At 61.4% G+C, this 17,207-nt stretch carries 16 protein-coding genes; 7 read left to right on the top strand and 9 right to left on the bottom strand.

The window, feature by feature from the left end; genetic code table 11:
• Positions 1 to 10 precede the first annotated feature (10 nt).
• The 6 genes from rnr to K290_RS0123045 form a co-directional block, all read right to left on the bottom strand.
• Positions 11 to 2,389: a ribonuclease R gene (rnr, locus tag K290_RS0123020; protein WP_028754039.1), complete on the bottom strand. Its 2,379-nt coding sequence runs from the start codon at positions 2,387 to 2,389 to the stop codon at positions 11 to 13.
• Positions 2,386 to 5,055, bottom strand: coding sequence for a type I DNA topoisomerase (gene topA, locus K290_RS0123025; RefSeq protein ID WP_037136048.1), 2,670 nt, complete (start codon positions 5,053 to 5,055; stop codon positions 2,386 to 2,388). The genes rnr and topA overlap by 4 nt, the downstream gene beginning before the upstream one ends.
• Positions 5,056 to 5,295: 240 nt before the next feature.
• Positions 5,296 to 6,447, bottom strand: coding sequence for a DNA-processing protein DprA (dprA, locus tag K290_RS0123030; RefSeq protein WP_028754041.1), 1,152 nt, complete (start codon positions 6,445 to 6,447; stop codon positions 5,296 to 5,298).
• Positions 6,447 to 7,064 carry a glycerol-3-phosphate 1-O-acyltransferase PlsY gene (gene plsY / locus K290_RS0123035; protein WP_037136050.1) on the bottom strand — a complete coding sequence of 206 codons (618 nt, stop codon included), beginning with the start codon at positions 7,062 to 7,064 and terminating at the stop codon, positions 6,447 to 6,449. Before plsY ends, dprA begins: the two co-directional genes overlap by 1 nt.
• 32 nt (positions 7,065 to 7,096) lie before the next feature.
• On the bottom strand, positions 7,097 to 8,386 hold the full coding sequence (locus K290_RS0123040) for a dihydroorotase (RefSeq protein WP_028754043.1): 1,290 nt from the start codon (positions 8,384 to 8,386) through the stop codon (positions 7,097 to 7,099).
• Positions 8,383 to 9,339: an aspartate carbamoyltransferase catalytic subunit gene (locus tag K290_RS0123045; protein WP_028754044.1), complete on the bottom strand. Its 957-nt coding sequence runs from the start codon at positions 9,337 to 9,339 to the stop codon at positions 8,383 to 8,385. Before K290_RS0123045 ends, K290_RS0123040 begins: the two co-directional genes overlap by 4 nt.
• A gap of 184 nt (positions 9,340 to 9,523) precedes the next feature.
• Here K290_RS0123045 and K290_RS0123050 point away from each other — a divergent pair, with 184 nt between their 5' ends.
• Positions 9,524 to 11,182: an acyl-CoA dehydrogenase family protein gene (locus tag K290_RS0123050; RefSeq protein WP_028754045.1), complete on the top strand. Its 1,659-nt coding sequence runs from the start codon at positions 9,524 to 9,526 to the stop codon at positions 11,180 to 11,182.
• A gap of 17 nt (positions 11,183 to 11,199) precedes the next feature.
• Here K290_RS0123050 and vapC read toward each other — a convergent pair whose 3' ends face one another.
• Together vapC and K290_RS0123060 are read right to left on the bottom strand one after the other, a co-directional pair.
• A complete protein-coding gene (gene vapC, locus K290_RS0123055) occupies positions 11,200 to 11,598 on the bottom strand; it encodes a type II toxin-antitoxin system VapC family toxin (RefSeq protein WP_028754046.1) in 399 nt (132 codons plus the stop codon).
• Positions 11,595 to 11,795 carry a type II toxin-antitoxin system VapB family antitoxin gene (locus K290_RS0123060; RefSeq protein ID WP_028754047.1) on the bottom strand — a complete coding sequence of 67 codons (201 nt, stop codon included), beginning with the start codon at positions 11,793 to 11,795 and terminating at the stop codon, positions 11,595 to 11,597. The genes vapC and K290_RS0123060 overlap by 4 nt, the downstream gene beginning before the upstream one ends.
• A gap of 83 nt (positions 11,796 to 11,878) precedes the next feature.
• On the opposite strand from K290_RS0123060, the gene K290_RS0123065 reads away from it, so the two are divergent.
• The 3 genes from K290_RS0123065 (at position 11,879) to K290_RS0123080 (ending at position 13,892) form a co-directional block, all read left to right on the top strand.
• Positions 11,879 to 12,496: a GNAT family N-acetyltransferase gene (locus tag K290_RS0123065; RefSeq protein ID WP_028754048.1), complete on the top strand. Its 618-nt coding sequence runs from the start codon at positions 11,879 to 11,881 to the stop codon at positions 12,494 to 12,496.
• 104 nt (positions 12,497 to 12,600) lie between these two features.
• A complete protein-coding gene (locus K290_RS0123070) occupies positions 12,601 to 13,260 on the top strand; it encodes a TetR/AcrR family transcriptional regulator (protein ID WP_028754049.1) in 660 nt (219 codons plus the stop codon).
• Between the two features lie 299 nt (positions 13,261 to 13,559).
• Positions 13,560 to 13,892 carry a DUF6105 family protein gene (locus K290_RS0123080; RefSeq protein ID WP_028754050.1) on the top strand — a complete coding sequence of 111 codons (333 nt, stop codon included), beginning with the start codon at positions 13,560 to 13,562 and terminating at the stop codon, positions 13,890 to 13,892.
• Here K290_RS0123080 and ruvX read toward each other — a convergent pair.
• Positions 13,829 to 14,323 carry a Holliday junction resolvase RuvX gene (gene ruvX, locus K290_RS0123085; protein ID WP_028754051.1) on the bottom strand — a complete coding sequence of 165 codons (495 nt, stop codon included), beginning with the start codon at positions 14,321 to 14,323 and terminating at the stop codon, positions 13,829 to 13,831. The two genes, K290_RS0123080 and ruvX, sit on opposite strands and share 64 nt — an antisense overlap.
• 118 nt (positions 14,324 to 14,441) lie before the next feature.
• On the opposite strand from ruvX, the gene K290_RS0123090 reads away from it, so the two are divergent.
• From K290_RS0123090 to gatA, 3 genes are all read left to right on the top strand, one after another.
• Positions 14,442 to 15,152, top strand: coding sequence for a metal-dependent hydrolase (locus K290_RS0123090; RefSeq protein WP_028754052.1), 711 nt, complete (start codon positions 14,442 to 14,444; stop codon positions 15,150 to 15,152).
• Between the two features lie 87 nt (positions 15,153 to 15,239).
• Complete coding sequence (gene gatC / locus K290_RS0123095) at positions 15,240 to 15,527, top strand: Asp-tRNA(Asn)/Glu-tRNA(Gln) amidotransferase subunit GatC (protein ID WP_028754053.1); 288 nt, start codon at positions 15,240 to 15,242, stop codon at positions 15,525 to 15,527.
• Positions 15,528 to 15,584: 57 nt separating this feature from the next.
• On the top strand, positions 15,585 to 17,066 hold the full coding sequence (gatA, locus tag K290_RS0123100) for an Asp-tRNA(Asn)/Glu-tRNA(Gln) amidotransferase subunit GatA (protein WP_028754054.1): 1,482 nt from the start codon (positions 15,585 to 15,587) through the stop codon (positions 17,064 to 17,066).
• Positions 17,067 to 17,207 lie beyond the last annotated feature (141 nt).

The raw sequence follows: 17,207 nt of genomic DNA on the forward strand, positions 1-17,207 counted from the left end.
AGCCGCCGTTTTATCGGCGTCCGCGCGGCGGTCTTGTTCCCGGCGCTTTGCGTGCCGGGGTCTTGTTGCGTCGCGTCGCCTTGTGGAAGGAGCGCACCGCCGTGGGCATGGCGCGGCCGTCGCTCAACATTTCGAAGCGCAAGGCACCGGCCAGCGGGATCGCTTCCGCAAGGCGCACCGTGACGCTGTCACCGAGGCGAAAGCCGAGCCCCGTCTTTTCACCCGTCAGCGCCTGATGGGCCTCGTCATAGATGAAATAGTCGGAGCCGAGCGTAGATATAGGGATGAAGCCGTCGGCACCATAGTCGGGCAGGGTGACAAAAAGTCCCGACTTGGTGACACCGCCGACGCGGGCCTCGAATTCCTCGCCGATGCGCCCGACGAGATGATGCGCGATCAGCCGGTCGACCGTCTCGCGTTCCGCAGCCATGGCACGGCGCTCGAACGTGGAAATTTCGGCGGCGATATCGTCGAGCGTGGCTTCCTCGTCCGGCGTGATGCCACCTTCACCGAAGCCGAGGGAGCCGACGAGGGCGCGATGCACAATCAAATCGGCATAGCGGCGGATTGGCGAGGTGAAATGCGCGTATTTCATCAGGTTCAGGCCGAAATGCCCGATATTGTCGGGGCTATAGATCGCCTGGCTCTGCGAGCGCAGCACCATCTCATTGACCATGGTCTGATGCGCCGTGCCTTCGGCCTTCGCCAGGATGCCGTTGAAGCTGTTGGCGCGGACATTACCGCCCTTGACGAGCGAGATGCCGAGCGTTGCGAGAAATTCGCGCAGCACTTCCTGCTTGGCAAGTGTCGGGCCGTCATGGATGCGATAGATCAGCACCTGCCGCTTCTTTTCCAGCGTTTCGGCGGCGGCGACATTCGCCTGGATCATCATTTCTTCGATGAGCTTGTGGGCATCGAGACGCGGCGGCACGAAGACCCGGTCGACCGTGCCATCCGGCTTCAGCAGGATCTTGCGTTCGGGCATGTCGAGTTCAAGCGGCTGGCGCCGGTCGCGGCCGCGCTTCATCACCTCATAGGCATGCCAAAGCGGCTTCAGGATCGGCTCCAGCATCGGTCCGGTCTTATCATCCGGCTTACCGTCGATCGCCGCCTGCGCCTGTTGATAGGAGAGCTTTGCGGCACTCTTCATCATGATGCGATGGAAGGTATGGCCCGCCTTCCGGCCTTCCTTGGAAAAGATCATCCGCACCGCAAGGGCAGGGCGATCAACGCCCTCCTTGAGGGAGCAGAGATCGTTGGAGATGCGCTCGGGCAGCATCGGCACGACGCGATCCGGAAAATAGACCGAATTGCCGCGCTTCAGCGCCTCGCGATCCAGCGCCGAGCCGGGGCGGACATACCAGGAGACATCGGCAATGGCGACAGTGACGATCACACCGCCGGGATTGTCCGGCGAGGGGTCCAGTTCGGCACAAACAGCATCGTCGTGGTCCTTGGCGTCGGCCGGATCGATGGTGATCAGCGGCAGGCTGCGCCAATCCTCGCGATGCGACATGGTCGCAGGCTTAGCGGCGTCCGCCTCGCCGATTGCGGCCGCCGGGAAGACATGCGGGATTCCATGCGCATGGATGGCGATCATCGAGATCGCCTTTTCGGACGCGACGGAACCGACGACCGACAGCACCTTGGCGCGCGGCAGGCCGAAACGGCCGAGGCGAGCCACTTCGACCTCGACCAGATCGCCGTCCTTGGCATCGCCGATATAATCCGGATCGATGACCATTTCCTCGCCACGCCGCTCGATCGGCATCAGCCGTCCACCGCCACCCGGCGTCTCGCGAAAGACGCCCATGGTTGCGGCCAGACGCTTGTCGATGACCCTGATGATGCGCGCGCTATAGGCCGGGCCGCCGCGATCGACAGCAGGAAATATCTTGGCGAGGATGCGGTCGCCCATGCCGGCAACCGGAGCCTTGCCCTTGCCGTTACGGCCGGCAGGCGAAGAGGACTGCTTGATCATCACGGCCGGCGCCACGCCGTTTTCCTCCGGCCATTCGGTCGGACGGCCGATCAGCTCGCCGTCCTTGTCGCGTGTGGTGATGTCGAGGACCGCGATCGGCGGCAGCGCTCCAGGGCGGATGAGCGACTTGCGGCTCTTCTGCACCATGCCCTCTTCTTCAAGCTCGCGCAGGAGGTTCTTAAGCTCGACACGGCTCTCGCCCTTCAATCCGAACGCCTTGGCAAGCTCGCGCTTGGAAGCCTGCTGCGGGTGATCGGCGATGAACCGCAGAAGGACTTCGCGCGGCGGCAACACACCGTGCACGATCGCCATCATAGGCTCCTGGTCGCCGCTGTTTTTCGCCGCACGTCCGGCCTTGCCGGGGCGTCGCTCCGACGATGAAATCCTGCCGCGCGGTTCTCTGCTCACTCTGCGCTCTTCTTTTTGGCTGTCGTCTTGGTCGCAGTCTTCTTTGTAGCAGCTTTTGGCTTGGCGGTCGTCTTCGTCGCCTTCGCGCCTGCGGCTGCAGTCTTCGCCTTGGCAGGCGCCTTCTTCGGCGCACTGCCGCTCTTGCCAGCCTTTGCCGCGATCAGAGCCAGAGCTTCCTCGACCGTAATTGCCTGCGGGTCAGTCCCCTTCGGCAGCGTGGCGTTGACCTTGCCCCAATTGACATAGGGACCGTATTTGCCGTCGCGAACGGTGATTGCACCGCCATCCGGGTGCTGCCCGAGATCCTTCAGCGCCGCTGGCGTGCCGCCGCGTGCTCCGCCGCCGGCCTTGCTTTGCTTTTCCGCGAGAACAGTGACGGCGCGGTTGAGGCCGACGGTGAAAACATCCTCGACCGTCTCGAGATTGGCGTAGCTGCCGTCATGCAGCAGGAACGGCCCGTAGCGGCCGATGCCGGACGAGATCATCTTGCCGCTTTCCGGATGCTTGCCGATATCGCGCGGAAGCGAGATCAGTGCCATGGCCTTTTCATAATCGATATCTTCGGGTTTCCAGCCCCTCGGCAGCGAGGCGCGCTTGGCCTCCTTGCCGTCGCCGCGCTGGATATAGGGCCCGAAGCGGCCGGAACGCAGCGTCAGCTCTTCGCCGGTGACCGGATCGGTGCCGAGCGCCTTCGGTTCGTTCATCCCGCTGGCTTCGGCCTCCGCGCCGCCTTCCGAGGAGAGCTGGCGCGTGTAGTTGCATTCCGGATAGTTCGAGCAGCCGATGAAGGCTCCGTATTTGCCGAGTTTCAGCGACAGATTGCCCGTGCCGCAGACCTGGCAGATACGCGGATCGCTGCCGTCCTCGCGCTTCGGGAAGACCAGCGGCGCGAGCGCCTCGTTCAGCGCGTCAAGCACATTGGTGACGCGCAGCTCCTTCGTATCCTCGATCTGGGCGAAGAAATCACGCCAGAAGTCGCGCAACACGTCCTTCCAGTTCAATTCGCCGGCGGAGATACGATCGAGCTTCTCTTCGAGGTCGGCGGTGAAGTCGTATTCGACGTATTTCGTGAAGAAGCTTTCGAGGAAAGCGGTGACGAGCCGGCCCTTGGCCTGCGGCAACAGCTTGCGTTTGTCGATCGTCACATAGTCGCGGTCTCGCAGCGTCGCCAGCGTCGCCGCATAGGTCGACGGGCGGCCGATGCCGAGTTCTTCCATCTTCTTGATCAGCGATGCTTCCGAATAGCGCGGCGGCGGCTCGGTGAAGTGCTGCGTCGAATTGATCTTCTGCTTGGCGAGATTTTCGCGCGCATTGATCTCCGGCAGGCGGCCATCCTCGTCGTCGGCATCGTCGCTCTGCTCGCCGTCTTCCTTCTGATCGGTATAGGCAGCGATAAAGCCGTCGAAGCGGATGACCGAACCGACGGCGCGGAGACCGGCCTTCTGGCCGGCATTATCAGCAAGGATTTCGACGGTCGTCCGCTCGATCTCGGCCGAGGCCATCTGGCTGGCAATGCCGCGCTTCCAGATGAGGTCATAGAGCCTGATCTGATCGGCATCGAGGAATTTGCGGACACGATCCGGCGAGCGATCGAAATCGGTCGGACGGATCGCCTCGTGCGCTTCTTGAGCGTTCTTCGCCTTGGTCGAATAGAAGCGTGCCTTTTCCGGCAGGTAGCGATTGCCGAACTGATCGGCGATGGAGCGCCGCGCCGCGTCGATCGCTTCCGGCGCCATCTGCACGCCGTCCGTACGCATATAGGTGATGAGACCGACGGTTTCGCCGCCAATATCGACGCCTTCATAGAGCTTCTGCGCAACCTGCATCGTGCGGGATGCCGAGAAGCCGAGCTTGGAGGAGGCGGCCTGCTGCAGGGTGGACGTGGTGAAAGGCGGGCTCGGATTGCGCTTGACCGGCTTTGCCTCGACCGTGTCGACGACATAGGCGGCGCCTTCCAGCAGCGCCTTCAGCTTGCCGGCCTCTTCGCCATTGCCGATCGAACGCGGCTGCAGGCGCTTGCCGTTGGCGGCGACGAGCCTCGCTTCGAATTCGTCACCGCGCGGTGTCTTCAGGATCGCCGACAGATTCCAATATTCTTCAGAGACGAAACGTTCGATCTCCGACTCGCGGTCGCAGACGAGTCGCAAGGCCACCGACTGCACGCGGCCGGCCGAACGGGCACCCGGCAGCTTGCGCCAGAGCACCGGCGAGAGATTGAAGCCGACGAGATAGTCGAGGGCGCGGCGGGCAAGATAGGCGTCGACCAGCGGCACGTCGATATCGCGCGGCTCGGCCATCGCGTCGAGCACCGCCTTCTTGGTGATAGCGTTGAAGACGACGCGCTTTACGGGCTTACCGTTGATGACGCGCTTCTTGTTCAAGAGGTCAAGCACGTGCCAGGATATCGCTTCACCTTCGCGATCCGGGTCGGTCGCGAGGATCAAGCCGTCGGAGGATTTCACCGCGTCGGCAATGTCCTTGATACGCTTTTGCGAAGCGCCATCGACTTCCCAGAGCATCTCGAAATCTTGATCGGGCAGGACTGAGCCGTCCTTGGCAGGCAGGTCACGCACATGGCCAAAGGAGGCAAGAACCTTATATCCGGGTCCCAGATATTTGTTGATTGTCTTGGCCTTGGCAGGCGATTCCACCACTACAACGTTCATCATAAATCTCTGAATGCGAGGTCGCGCCGGAAAAAGGCACGGGAGAGACGGGGTATTTTCGTTTCCCCGGCCTTCCGACATGGACAGGGAATTCGTTGTGGTCAAGAGGCTATATCGATTTTTGCGATCGGCGCGGCGATGCAATCCTTGCAAAATGGCATCTATGCTACAATCCTGATTAAGCGCCTCCGGGCGCTCCCGGCAGGTACGGTCATCATATCGGCACGGGCGGCGACACTTTCAATCCAGCATAGAGATCGACACCAATCCGCCGGGATGCCGATGCAGCCGGCCGGCCATGTCGAGTTCGAGAAGCACGGAATGAACGGCGGATACTGATAGGCCGGTATGCCGGATGATATCGTCGATTTCCACCGGCGTCGGTCCGAGCGCGTCGATGATCTCCCAGCGATCCGTATCGTCCGGTGGCAACGATATCGGTTTGTCGTTCTTTGCAGCGGGCGCTTCGGCAAGCTGCGGGCGGAACAGATCGGGCTCGGCCAGCGGCCTCAGCGCCTCGATGATGTCATCCGGACTGGTGACGATCATCGCGCCATCCTTCAGCAAACCATTGGTGCCTTCACAGCGCGGATCGAGCGGAGAGCCCGGCACGGCAAATACCAGCCGGCCGAATTCGCCCGCGAGCCGCGCGGTGATCAGCGAGCCGGAGCGCGTTGCCGCCTCGACCACGACGAGGCCCAGCGAGATGCCAGCTATCAGCCGGTTGCGACGGGGAAAATCGCGTGCGCGTGGCTCCCAACCGAATGGCATTTCGCTGACGGCAAGGCCGTTGCCGTCCCATATTTCATGAAGAAGGCCGACATTTTCGGGCGGGTAGGGCTGGTCAAGCCCGCCGGCCATGGCGGCGATCGTGCCGGTTTCCAGGCTGGCGCGGTGAGCCGCCGTGTCGATGCCGCGGGCAAGGCCGGAGACCACGGCATAGCCGGCTTGTCCGCAAGCGCGGGCGATCATCGCGGTGAATTTGGCGCCGCTGATCGAGGCGTTGCGCGAGCCGACGAGGCCAATCGCAGGTTGGGTTGCCGTCGGCAGATTGCCCTTGACGGCGAGAAGCGGCGGCGCGCCGTCGATCTCCCTCAGCGCCTGCGGATAGTCCGGTTCGCCGATACCCATGAAGCGCGCGCCGAAACGATGCGCGGCCTCCAGTTCGCGCAGTGCATCGTGCTCGCTGGCGATACGTATAGCCCGCGTCGAACCGCCGCGCTGCGAGAGTTCCGGCAGCGCGGCGAGTGCGGCTTCGGCTGAGCCATAGTGGCGGATGAGGTCGCGAAAGGTGGAGGGGCCGACATTGTCGGAACGGATCAGGCGGAGCCAGGCTATCCTTTGTTTTTCCGTCAGCGCAATTCCGATCCGTTCTGCGCTGCCTCTTCCCATTACCCCTTCGCTCCGATCTTCGTTTCCGTGCCGGTGGTCAGCCTGGCAATATTGGCTCTGTGCTTGTACCAGGCGATGATGGTCATCAGCGCCATGGCCGCGGCGATCTTATCGGCGCCTAATATCCATAGTGCAACCGGAATGACAAGGGTTGCAACCAATGCGGAGAGCGAGGAGTAGCGGGTCGTAAAGGCGATCGCCAGCCAGACGATGGAGAAGATCAGAGCCATCAATGGCGCGAGCCCCAGGAGAATACCAAGATAGGTCGCGACGCCCTTGCCGCCTTTGAATCCGATCCAGACCGGGAAGATGTGGCCGATGAAGGCGGCAAAGCCGGCGAGCACGCTCGCGTCCTCACCGAAGAAATGCGCGACGATCAACACGGCGGCCGTCCCCTTGAAGGCGTCGAGCAGTAGCGTTGCTATCGCCAGCGGCTTGTTGCCGGTGCGCAGCACATTAGTCGCGCCGATATTGCCGGAGCCGATCTTGCGGACATCGCCGAGGCCGGCCATGCGCGTCAGAACCAGGCCGAAGGGGATAGAGCCGAGCAGGTAGCCGATGACGATAGCTGCCAGCGCCGTTGGCAGGGTCAACTGCCATGTCCAGAAATCCGCCATCACTTTCTATTCCCCATAAGCCCGAGCTTTGCCTAGAGACTGTGAACCAGCTTGCCGGCGACATAGGTCGCGATCGCCCTGCCGGTCATTCGCGCGTCTTCGAACGGTGTATTCTTCGAGCGCGACAGAAGCATGTCTTTGGCAACAAGCCAAGGTTCGTCGAGATCGATCAAAGCGATATCTGCCTTCGCGCCCGGCTTCAGCGTGCCGGCATCAAGACCGAAGATCTGCGCGGGCCGCGTGGAAAGGGCATCGATCAGCCGCATCAGGCTTACCTCGCCACTGTGATGCAGCCGCAGCGCGGCGGCGAGCAGCGTCTCCAGACCGACCGCGCCGTCCTCGGCCTCGCCGAAAGGCAGGCGCTTGGTATCCACATCCTGCGGGTCGTGCGACGAGACGATGATGTCGATGGTGCCGTCCGCAAGCGCCTCGATCATGGCCGTGCGGTCATCCTCGGAGCGCAGCGGCGGATAGAGCTTGAAGAAAGTGCGGTATTCGCCGATGTCGTTTTCGTTGAGGGCGAGATTGTTGATCGAAATCCCGCAGGTGACCTTTGCGCCGCGCGTGCGGGCGAGGCGGATGGCCTCCGCCGATTCGGGCACGGAGATCATCGCCGCGTGATAGTGGCTGCGGGTCAACGCCGCGATCCTGAGATCGCGCTCGAGCGGAATGAGTTCGCTTTCCTTCGGAATACCGGATAGCCCCAGCCAGCTCGCGAGCAACCCCTCATGCATGACGCCGTTGGCGCCGAGATATTTGTCGCGGGTCTCGCAGGAGACCACGGCGCCGAATTCGCGCGCATAAGTCATGATGCGGCGTAGGACCTGCGTGTCGTAAACGCCGGAATGCGCGTCGGTGAAGACCACGGCGCCGGCTTCCCTGAGGAGACCGATTTCCGTCATTTCCTCTCCAGCGAGCCCCTTGGTAATCGCCGCTGCCGGATAAACATTGACGAGGGCCGTGTCGCGGGCCGTCTTCTTCACGAATTCGACCAAGGCGATGTCATCGATGACGGGATTCGTGTCCGGCATCATGATGAAAGACGTCACGCCGCCGGCCGCGGCCGCGCGGCTCGCCGATGCGATAGTCTCGCGATGTTCGCCGCCGGGCTCGCCTATATGGACGCGGGCATCGACCAGGCCCGGCACGGCGACGAGGCCGGTGCAATCACGTACTTCAGCTCCCTTCGGCGTGGCATGCCCGTGCGCATCCTTGCTGGCAGCGAGAATGACGCCGTTTTCGACGATGATCGTGCCGACCTCGTCGAGATTGCGCGAGGGATCGATGATGCGGACGTTCTGGAGGACGATCGAGTTGCTCATGCGCCAGCTCCCTCGGTGCGCGGCCCCTGGTTTTGTGAGATCAGCAGCGCCTCCATGACCGCCATGCGCACCGCGACACCCATCTCCACCTGCTCGGCGATGACGCTTTGCGGGCCGTCAGCCACCTCGGAGGCAATCTCGACGCCGCGGTTCATCGGACCTGGATGCATGACCAGCGCATCCTCCTTGGCCGCCTTCAGCGTCTCGGCATCGAGCCCATGGAAATGATAGTATTCGCGTACCGACGGCACGAAGGCACCGGACATGCGTTCGCGCTGCAGCCGCAGCATCATCACCACGTCGGCGTCCTTCAGCCCCTCCTTCATCGAATGGAAGACTTCGACGCCCATGTCGGCGATCCCGGCCGGCAGCAGCGTGGCAGGCGCAATGACGCGGACCCGGGCGCCCATGGCATTCAGCAGCAGGATGTTGGAGCGCGCGACGCGCGAATGCAGCACGTCGCCGCAGATCGCCACGATGATGCGCGAAAGCTTGCCCTTGGCGCGACGAATGGTCAGCGCATCGAGCAGCGCCTGTGTCGGATGCTCGTGCTGGCCGTCCCCGGCATTGACGACGGAGCAGGAGACTTTCTGCGCCAGCAGCGAGGCGGCACCCGCGCTGGAATGACGGATGACGAGGACATCGGGGCGCATGGCGTTCAGCGTCATCGCCGTATCGATCAGTGTTTCGCCCTTTTTCACTGAGGAATTGCCGACCGACATGTTCATGACGTCGGCGCCGAGCCGCTTGCCGGCCAGTTCGAAGGAGGCTTGTGTGCGGGTCGAGGCTTCGAAAAACAGGTTGATCTGCGTCAACCCGCGAAGCGTCGATGTCTTCTTTTCGCGTTGCCGGCTGATCTTCACCGCCTCGTCGGCCTTGTCGAGAAGATAGGCGATATCTTGTTCGGTGAGGCCCTTGATGCCGATGAGGTGGCGGTGGGGGAAGAAGACCATGACGTGCCCTCCGGATTTCGTCAGGGGGTCTATAAAGAGGGAGTGCCTCAGGGGCAAGCGCGGGCTTGCGTCACGCCTGTTTGTTCCCCATGCAATTTCGCCCGAATCCGGCTACAGCAGCTATGCTGGTGGGAGACGAAACTTCCAGTTTCCTTTTGCAACCCTCTTGCTCTACAAGCGATCCATGACCCAACCGACCCGGACTGACGATACATTTGCCGAACTGAACCAGCCGAGCCTCTGGTCCGGCATCAACGCCTATCGTTCCGATCCGTTGATCGTCGATTTGACGTCTGGCCTGCCGCGCTCGACACGTGAAGATCTGGAGCAGATGGGCCGTTATGTCACCTCGCATGAGGCGCAGGAATTGGCGCGCATGGCGAACCAGGGCGCGCCGCAACTGCGCACCCATGGCCCGCGGGGCGAACGGCTGGATGTGGTCGAGTTTCATCCGGCCTGGCATGCGCTCATGCGCCGCTCCATGTCGTCAGGTCTGCATTCCTCAATCTGGGATCCGCAGGCAGATCCGGAGGCCAAAGGCCAGTCGCACAAGGTCCGTGCCGCGCGCTTCTATCTGACGGCGCAATTGGAATGCGGCCACCTCTGCCCGCTGACCATGACCAGCGCCGCGGTCGCGGCAATGATGGCATCGCCGGCCGTACAGAAGGATTGGGCGCCGAAGATCCTTTCGCGCAAGTATGATTCGTCCAACAAGCCGGCCATGCAGAAGAGTGCCGTGACCATCGGCATGGGCATGACGGAAAAGCAGGGCGGCACGGATGTGCGCGCCAACAAGACGACCGCCGACAAGGTCAGCGATGGCATCTATCGGCTCTCGGGCCACAAATGGTTCATGTCGGCACCGATGAGCGATGCTTTCATCATGTTGGCGCAGACCAAGGACGGCATGGGCTGCTTCCTGGTGCCGCGGCTGCTCGAAGACGGCTCTGCCAACGGCCTGCAGTTCCAGCGGCTCAAGGACAAGCTCGGTAATCGCTCGAATGCGTCCTCCGAAGTGGAATTCAGCGATACATTCGGCTTCCTGCTCGGCGCGCCCGATGGCGGCATTCGCACTATTCTCGATATGGTAACGCTGACGCGCCTCGATTGCGCGCTGGCGTCCGCCGGCATCATGCGGGCTTCGCTCGCCGAAGCCGTGCACCATGCCCGTGGTCGCAGCGTGTTCGGCAAGATGCTGGTCCATCAGCCGATCATGACACGCGTGCTTGCCGACATGGCGCTCGATGTCGCTGCGGCGACTGCGCTCGCCTTTCGCCTTGCGGAAGCCTTCGACAGGGCCAGCAGCAGCAGCGAAGATGCCGCCTATGCCCGCGTCATGACGCCGGTCGCCAAATATTGGTGCTGCAAGATCGCGCCCGCGCTGATCTACGAGGCGATGGAGTGCATCGGCGGCAGCGGCTATATCGAGGAGCGCCCGATCGCCCGGCATTACCGCGAGGCGCCGGTCAATGCGATCTGGGAAGGTTCCGGTAACGTGATGGCGCTCGACGTGCTGCGCGTTCTGAACCGGGGTAGGGACCTGTTCGAAACCGTCTTCGCAGGTCTTGCCCGCGATCTCGGGCCGGCGGGCAAGAAGACCATCGACGTTCTGCGCGCCGCCATGGCGCTGTGCGAACAGGATGAAGGGGCAGCCCGCCTGCTGATCGAGCAGATGGCACTCGCCGCCGGCGCTGCCGAACTCTATCGCCTGGGCGCAGGCAAGATCGCCGATGCCTTCATCGAAACCCGCCTGGCGGGCGGCTGGCGTGCCACCTACGGCATGCTGGATGCCCGGTTCGATGCGAGCTACATCGTCGATCTGCTCTATCCGCCGGCGACTTGAATTGCTTCGGCTCGGATTTATGGAGTCCCTTGTAAACCGAGATGCTCGGACATCGGATCGAAATCCCGATCATCATGAAGAAGAACATGGCCTTCCTCGATGCAGAACGTGCCGATAATGACGTCTATGGTTTTTCGTACAGTAATTCCACGCTCTCGCAGAAAACGATAATTGCGTGCCGCTTTGACTGCCAACGCATCATTCAGCATCGGCCGGACGGTAAATTGGCGAAGATTTCTTTCGATCAGAGCCGCATGCCGATCGCTTCGGGCACCCTGAAGAACTTCGAGAAGTATAATATCTCCAACCAAAATATCCGGAGGTCCTGCCGCCATCATATTTCGGAGGCGACGCACGGCTTCTGTCTCTGCGTCGCGCAAAAGAGAAATCCAAACAGAGCTATCGACGACGATCACTGTTGTCGATCTCTGCGCATCTCTTCCAAGTCACCTTCCCATCCGAGCCCTGCAAGCTCTTCGAGCGCTCGTCTTTGGCGATACCAACGAACGACACTCCGCAGAGCTTCCTCAACGGTGGCTTTCTTTGTCGACTGTCCTGTTGCAGCCATTGCTTCTGCGATCAGCTCGTCGTCAATGTCTATATTTGTTCGCATTTGCAATCTCGTGTGTATGTCAATAGAAAATTATACACATCGATCCCTGGAACGCAAACGCGAAAGCACGTATTGGGGCCCCCATGATCAATCTCCGCTCCGTCCAACCCGATGACATCGATCAGCTCTATGTCATCTCCCTGGTTACCGGCGATGCCGGCAAGAACGCCACAGCGCTCCATCGCGATGGACGGATGATTGGGCATATTTACTCGGTGCCCTATGCGGTGCTCAGCCCGAAGACGGTCTTTGTCGCCGAAGATGGGGAGGGCGTCTGCGGCTATATTGCCGGCGTCTTCGACACCGTTACTTTCGAGGAAAGACTGGAGCGCGAGTGGTGGCCGGAGTTGCGTAAACGCTATGCGGAACCATCCGGTGATGCTTCGGCCTGGGATGCTGATCAGCAGAGAAGTTTCACGATCCATCATCCGAAGCGAGCGCCCGTCGCTCTCACCGATCCGTTCCCGGCGCACATTCATATGAATCTCCTGCCGCGCACGCAGGGGCAGGGCATCGGCAGTGCGCTTCTCGAGCGATGGCTCTCGAATGCTCGCGCCCACGGCGTCAAAGGCGTGCATCTGGGAGCAAATGTGGGCAACCACAAGGGGATACGCTTCTGGTCATCGCGCGGATTTTCCCGGCTGGAGCTGCCGCTCGGGCTGACATCAGGAAACACCGTCTGGTTCGGCCAATCTCTCTAATCTGTGGATTCCACAGTTTTAAATCTATCGAAGCGCATTGCCTCGTTGCCGCACTTGTATGCGGCTTGCTATTCACCGGCTGGTGACAGGTTGGAGCCGAGATGATGCCGAGCGCAAACGCCGTTCTGAGAAAACCAAAGGAAATACCGGCCGAGCCGGAAAAGCGGGTGCGCAATCGCGCTGCCACCGAGCAGGCGATCCTCGATGCCGCGAAACGGCTATTGGCGGAAGAGGGATTTCAGAATTTCGGCATCAACGCAGTCGCTCGCGGTGCCGGCTGCGACAAGCAATTGATCTATCGTTACTATGGTGGTCTCGACGGCCTCGTGGAGGCGATCGGCACCAATCTTGGAAGCTGGGTGCAGGATCGCATTCCAGACGATACCGGCGGCATGTTCCTGCTGACCTATGGCGACCTGATGGAACGGCTGGCCCTGCTTTTCCTCGATGCATTGCGCGCCGATCCGCTGATGCGTCGCATCGTCGCCTGGGAGGTATCCGAGAATACCGAGCAGGTGCGCCGGTTATCGGAGGCCCGCTCAAAGGCGCTTGCCGGCTGGATCGATCGCATGCGCGGCTCGCTGACGCCGTCGAAAGGAATCGATGCGGTCGCCGTGAACGCGATGATCTTTGCTGCCGTCCAGCATCTCGTTCTTTCGGCAGGCGTCAGCGGCCAATGCGCCGGTCTTGCTCTGAAAACGGCGAAGGACTGGGAGAAGGCCGCTACCGCGCTGAAGCGGATCGTCCGTGGCGTCTACGGCTGACATCGTCGCCATGCAGGAGATATCCACAGTCCCGCTTGGGCGTTAACCTTAACAATTGGTTTACGTTGCGCGGCAACGGTTAACTGGCCACTCTATGTGGACCGATTGTTAACTATTAAGCGTGCAGCCATGGGGTCCAGACCCGGAAAAATAGTGCTTCTTGTCGCGGCGATAATGTTCTTCGCCGTGCTGGCACTAGATATAACGGTACCGGCTCTGGTGCTGAGCGCCATGGCATTGTCGAACTGGCTGGTCCTTTCGACTGAAGCGACGCAATACCAGCGTCGAAGGGGAACCGCATGAAGTGGTTGCTGATATTCTGGGCCGCGCCCGTCTCGTTTCTGGGGGCTTGGTACTACCTGTCCTACTACGACATGAGTTTCGGTATCTTCATGTTGACGCGGCAAATGCACGATCTCGTTTTCCAGATCTACGGCAAGATCCTCGGCATCCCGCCGGAAACCATTCCGCCGCTGGTCGCCCGCGCCATCGCCTTCGACAGCCTGCTGGTCTTCGCCATCTTCGGCTTTCGCAAGCGTGCCGTCATTCTGGAGTGGTGGAGCCGCCGTCAAGTCTCGAGGTCAGGAAAGACCGGTCTGCCGAGCGCCGAAAGCCTGTCCAAAGCTCCCTGAAGAATGAAGCTTGCGGCGGCCGAGTCGATACGCTCGGCACGTTTGGCGCGTGAAACGTCCATTTCCAGCAGCGCCCGTTCGGCGGCGACCGTTGAGAGCCGCTCATCCCAGAAGACGAAGGGCAGGGTGGTCTTGTCGGCCATGCTGCGCACGAAGGCGCGCGTCGCCTGCACGCGAGGTCCTGCCGAACCGTCCATGTTCATCGGCAGACCGATGACGAAGGCCGCGATCTTTTCCTTTTCGGCGAAGGCGAGCAGCACCTGCGCATCCTGGGTGAACTTCACGCGCTTGATCACCGGTCGCGGTGTCGCGAACCGCCGACCGAGATCGGACATGGCAAGCCCGATCGTCTTGGTGCCGAGATCGAGCCCGGCGACCGGCTGACCGGGCAGGAGCATCACGGCGAGGTCTTCGATGGTCAGCGTCGTCATCAGCTCTCGTCCCCCGTCAAAACAAATTGAAGTCCGCGCCGCTTTTCTTTGTGGCGGTTTCGGATATGTCCTAAGACACCAGTCCTGCATTAGAAATCAAGTATTAAGGAGAAAATCCATGAAGATCACTTGGCTCGGCCATGCCGCCTTTCGCATCGAAACGGTCAGCGCCAAAATCCTTATCGACCCTTTTCTAAACTATAATGCATCCTTCGGGGGTGCCGGGCTCAACATCAAGGATGCAGCCGCCGGCGTCACCCACATTCTCTTGACTCACGGCCATGGCGACCATGTTGGCGACACCGTTCAGATCGCCAAGGACACGGGCGCCGTCGTTCTTGCCAATGCCGATCTTGCCGCCTGGCTGGGCAGCAAGGGTGTCGAGAAGCTGGAAATGGGCAATACCGGCGGCACCGTCGGTCTCGGCGGCTTTTCGGCCACTTTCACGAATGCGCTGCACTCCTCCGCCCAACTCACCGAGGACGGTGTTTCGCATTCTCTCGGCAACGCGAACGGCCTGATGCTGCACTTCGACGATGAGCCGACGCTGTTTCACATGGGCGATACGGACATCTTCTCCGACATGGGCCTGATCAACGAACTGCATCAGCCTGATATCGGAATCGTGCCGATCGGCGACCGCTTCACTATGGGCGGCGCCGTTGCCGCGCTCGCCTGCCAGCGCTTCTTCAATTTCAAGACCGCTATTCCCTGCCACTACGGCACTTTCCCGATCATCGACCAGACCCCGGAAAAGTTCATCGCCGGCCTGGAAGGCTCGAAGACGGCGGTCGCGGCACCGAAGCCCGGCGAGAGCATCTCGGCGTAACGTTACCCGTTGCGTATAGCGGACATGGCCTTTATAGCGTGATGAAAATCCACTTGCTGGTGGATCATCAATTATCCGGAGAATGCCATGTCCGTCGATCTCGCCACCGTCAAACGCGTCGCCCATCTTGCGCGTATCGCCGTCAATGAGGACGAAGCGCAGCGGATGATGGGTGAACTGAACGGCATCCTGGGCTTTGTCGAGCAGCTTTCCGAAGTGAATGTCGATGGTGTCGAGGCCATGACCTCCGTTACGCCCATGGCGATGAAGAAGCGGACGGATGGTGTCACCGATGGCAGCAAGGCCTCCGACATAGTCGCCAATGCGCCGATTACCGACCAGAATTTCTTCCTGGTTCCCAAAGTTGTTGAATAACGGCCGCACGAGCCTCTTCCGACCCCATTGCTCTCATTAGACCTGAAGCGAAACAAGATGACTGAACTGACCAGCCTGACCATTGCCGAAGCTCGCGACAAGCTGCGCGCCAAGGACATCACTGCCACCGAACTGACCGAAGCCTATCTTTCGGCGATCGAGGCGGCCAATGCTCAGTTCAATGCCTATGTGAAGGTGACGCCGCAAAAGGCGCTTGCAATGGCCAAGGTGTCGGACGCCCGCCTTGCGGAAGGCAAAGCCGGCGCGCTGGAGGGCATTCCGCTCGGGATCAAGGACCTCTTCGGCACGGAAGGCATTCATACCCAGGCCTGCAGCCACATCCTGGACGGTTTCGAGCCGCACTACGAATCGACCGTCACGCAGAACCTCTGGAACGACGGCGCCGTCATGCTGGGCAAGCTCAACATGGATGAGTTCGCCATGGGCTCCTCCAACGAGACCTCCTATTATGGTCCGGTGATCAATCCCTGGCGTGCAACTGGTTCCAACCAGCAGCTCGTTCCCGGCGGCTCCTCTGGCGGTTCGGCCGCTGCCGTCGCCGCGCATCTCTGCGCCGGCGCCACGGCCACCGACACCGGCGGCTCTATCCGCCAGCCCGCTGCCTTCACCGGCACTGTCGGTATCAAGCCGACCTATGGCCGCTGCTCGCGCTGGGGCATTGTCGCCTTCGCCTCGTCGCTCGACCAGGCCGGTCCGATCGCCCGCGACGTGCGCGATGCCGCCATCCTGCTGAAGTCAATGGCAAGCGTCGACGCCAAGGATACCACCTCGGTCGACCTGCCCGTGCCGGATTACGAAGCCTCGCTCGGCAAGTCGCTCAAGGGCATGAAGATCGGTATCCCGAACGAATACCGTGTCGACGGCATGCCGGAAGAGATCGAGACTCTTTGGCAGCAGGGCATTGCCTGGCTGAAGGATGCAGGCGCCGAGATTGTCAACATCTCGTTGCCGCACACGAAATATGCGCTGCCGGCCTATTACATCGTCGCGCCTGCCGAAGCCTCATCGAACCTCGCCCGTTACGACGGCGTGCGCTACGGCCTGCGCGTCGATGGCAAGGATATCGTCGACATGTATGAAAAGACACGCGCTGCCGGCTTCGGCCAGGAAGTCAAGCGCCGCATCATGATCGGCACCTACGTGCTTTCCGCCGGCTATTATGATGCCTATTACCTGCGCGCCCAGAAGGTTCGCACGCTGATCAAGCGCGACTTCGAACTCGCCTTCAACGCTGGCGTCGACGCCATCCTCACGCCCGCCACACCGTCCTCGGCCTTCGGCATCGCCGACGAAAACCTCGCTTCCGATCCGGTCAAGATGTACCTCAACGACATCTTCACGGTGACGGTCAACATGGCCGGTCTCCCCGGCATTGCCGTCCCCGCCGGCCTCGACCCGAAGGGCCTGCCGCTCGGCCTGCAGCTCATCGGCAAGCCATTCGACGAGGAAACCCTGTTCAAGACCGCCCACGTCATCGAACAGGCCGCCGGCAAGTTCACGCCGGCGAAGTGGTGGTAAGCAGCATATCCGGAAAGGTCGATAGCTGAGAACTGACGGGCCAGACCACGTGGTTCGAGGCACCTGTCACCTTCGCTATCGCTTCGGCGCCAGAGCACCTCACCACGAGGTCCGGAGCGGCCGAACATCTGACGGCAAGCG

The organism is Rhizobium leucaenae USDA 9039 (assembly GCF_000426285.1).
In the GTDB taxonomy this organism is placed as follows: domain Bacteria; phylum Pseudomonadota; class Alphaproteobacteria; order Rhizobiales; family Rhizobiaceae; genus Rhizobium; species Rhizobium leucaenae.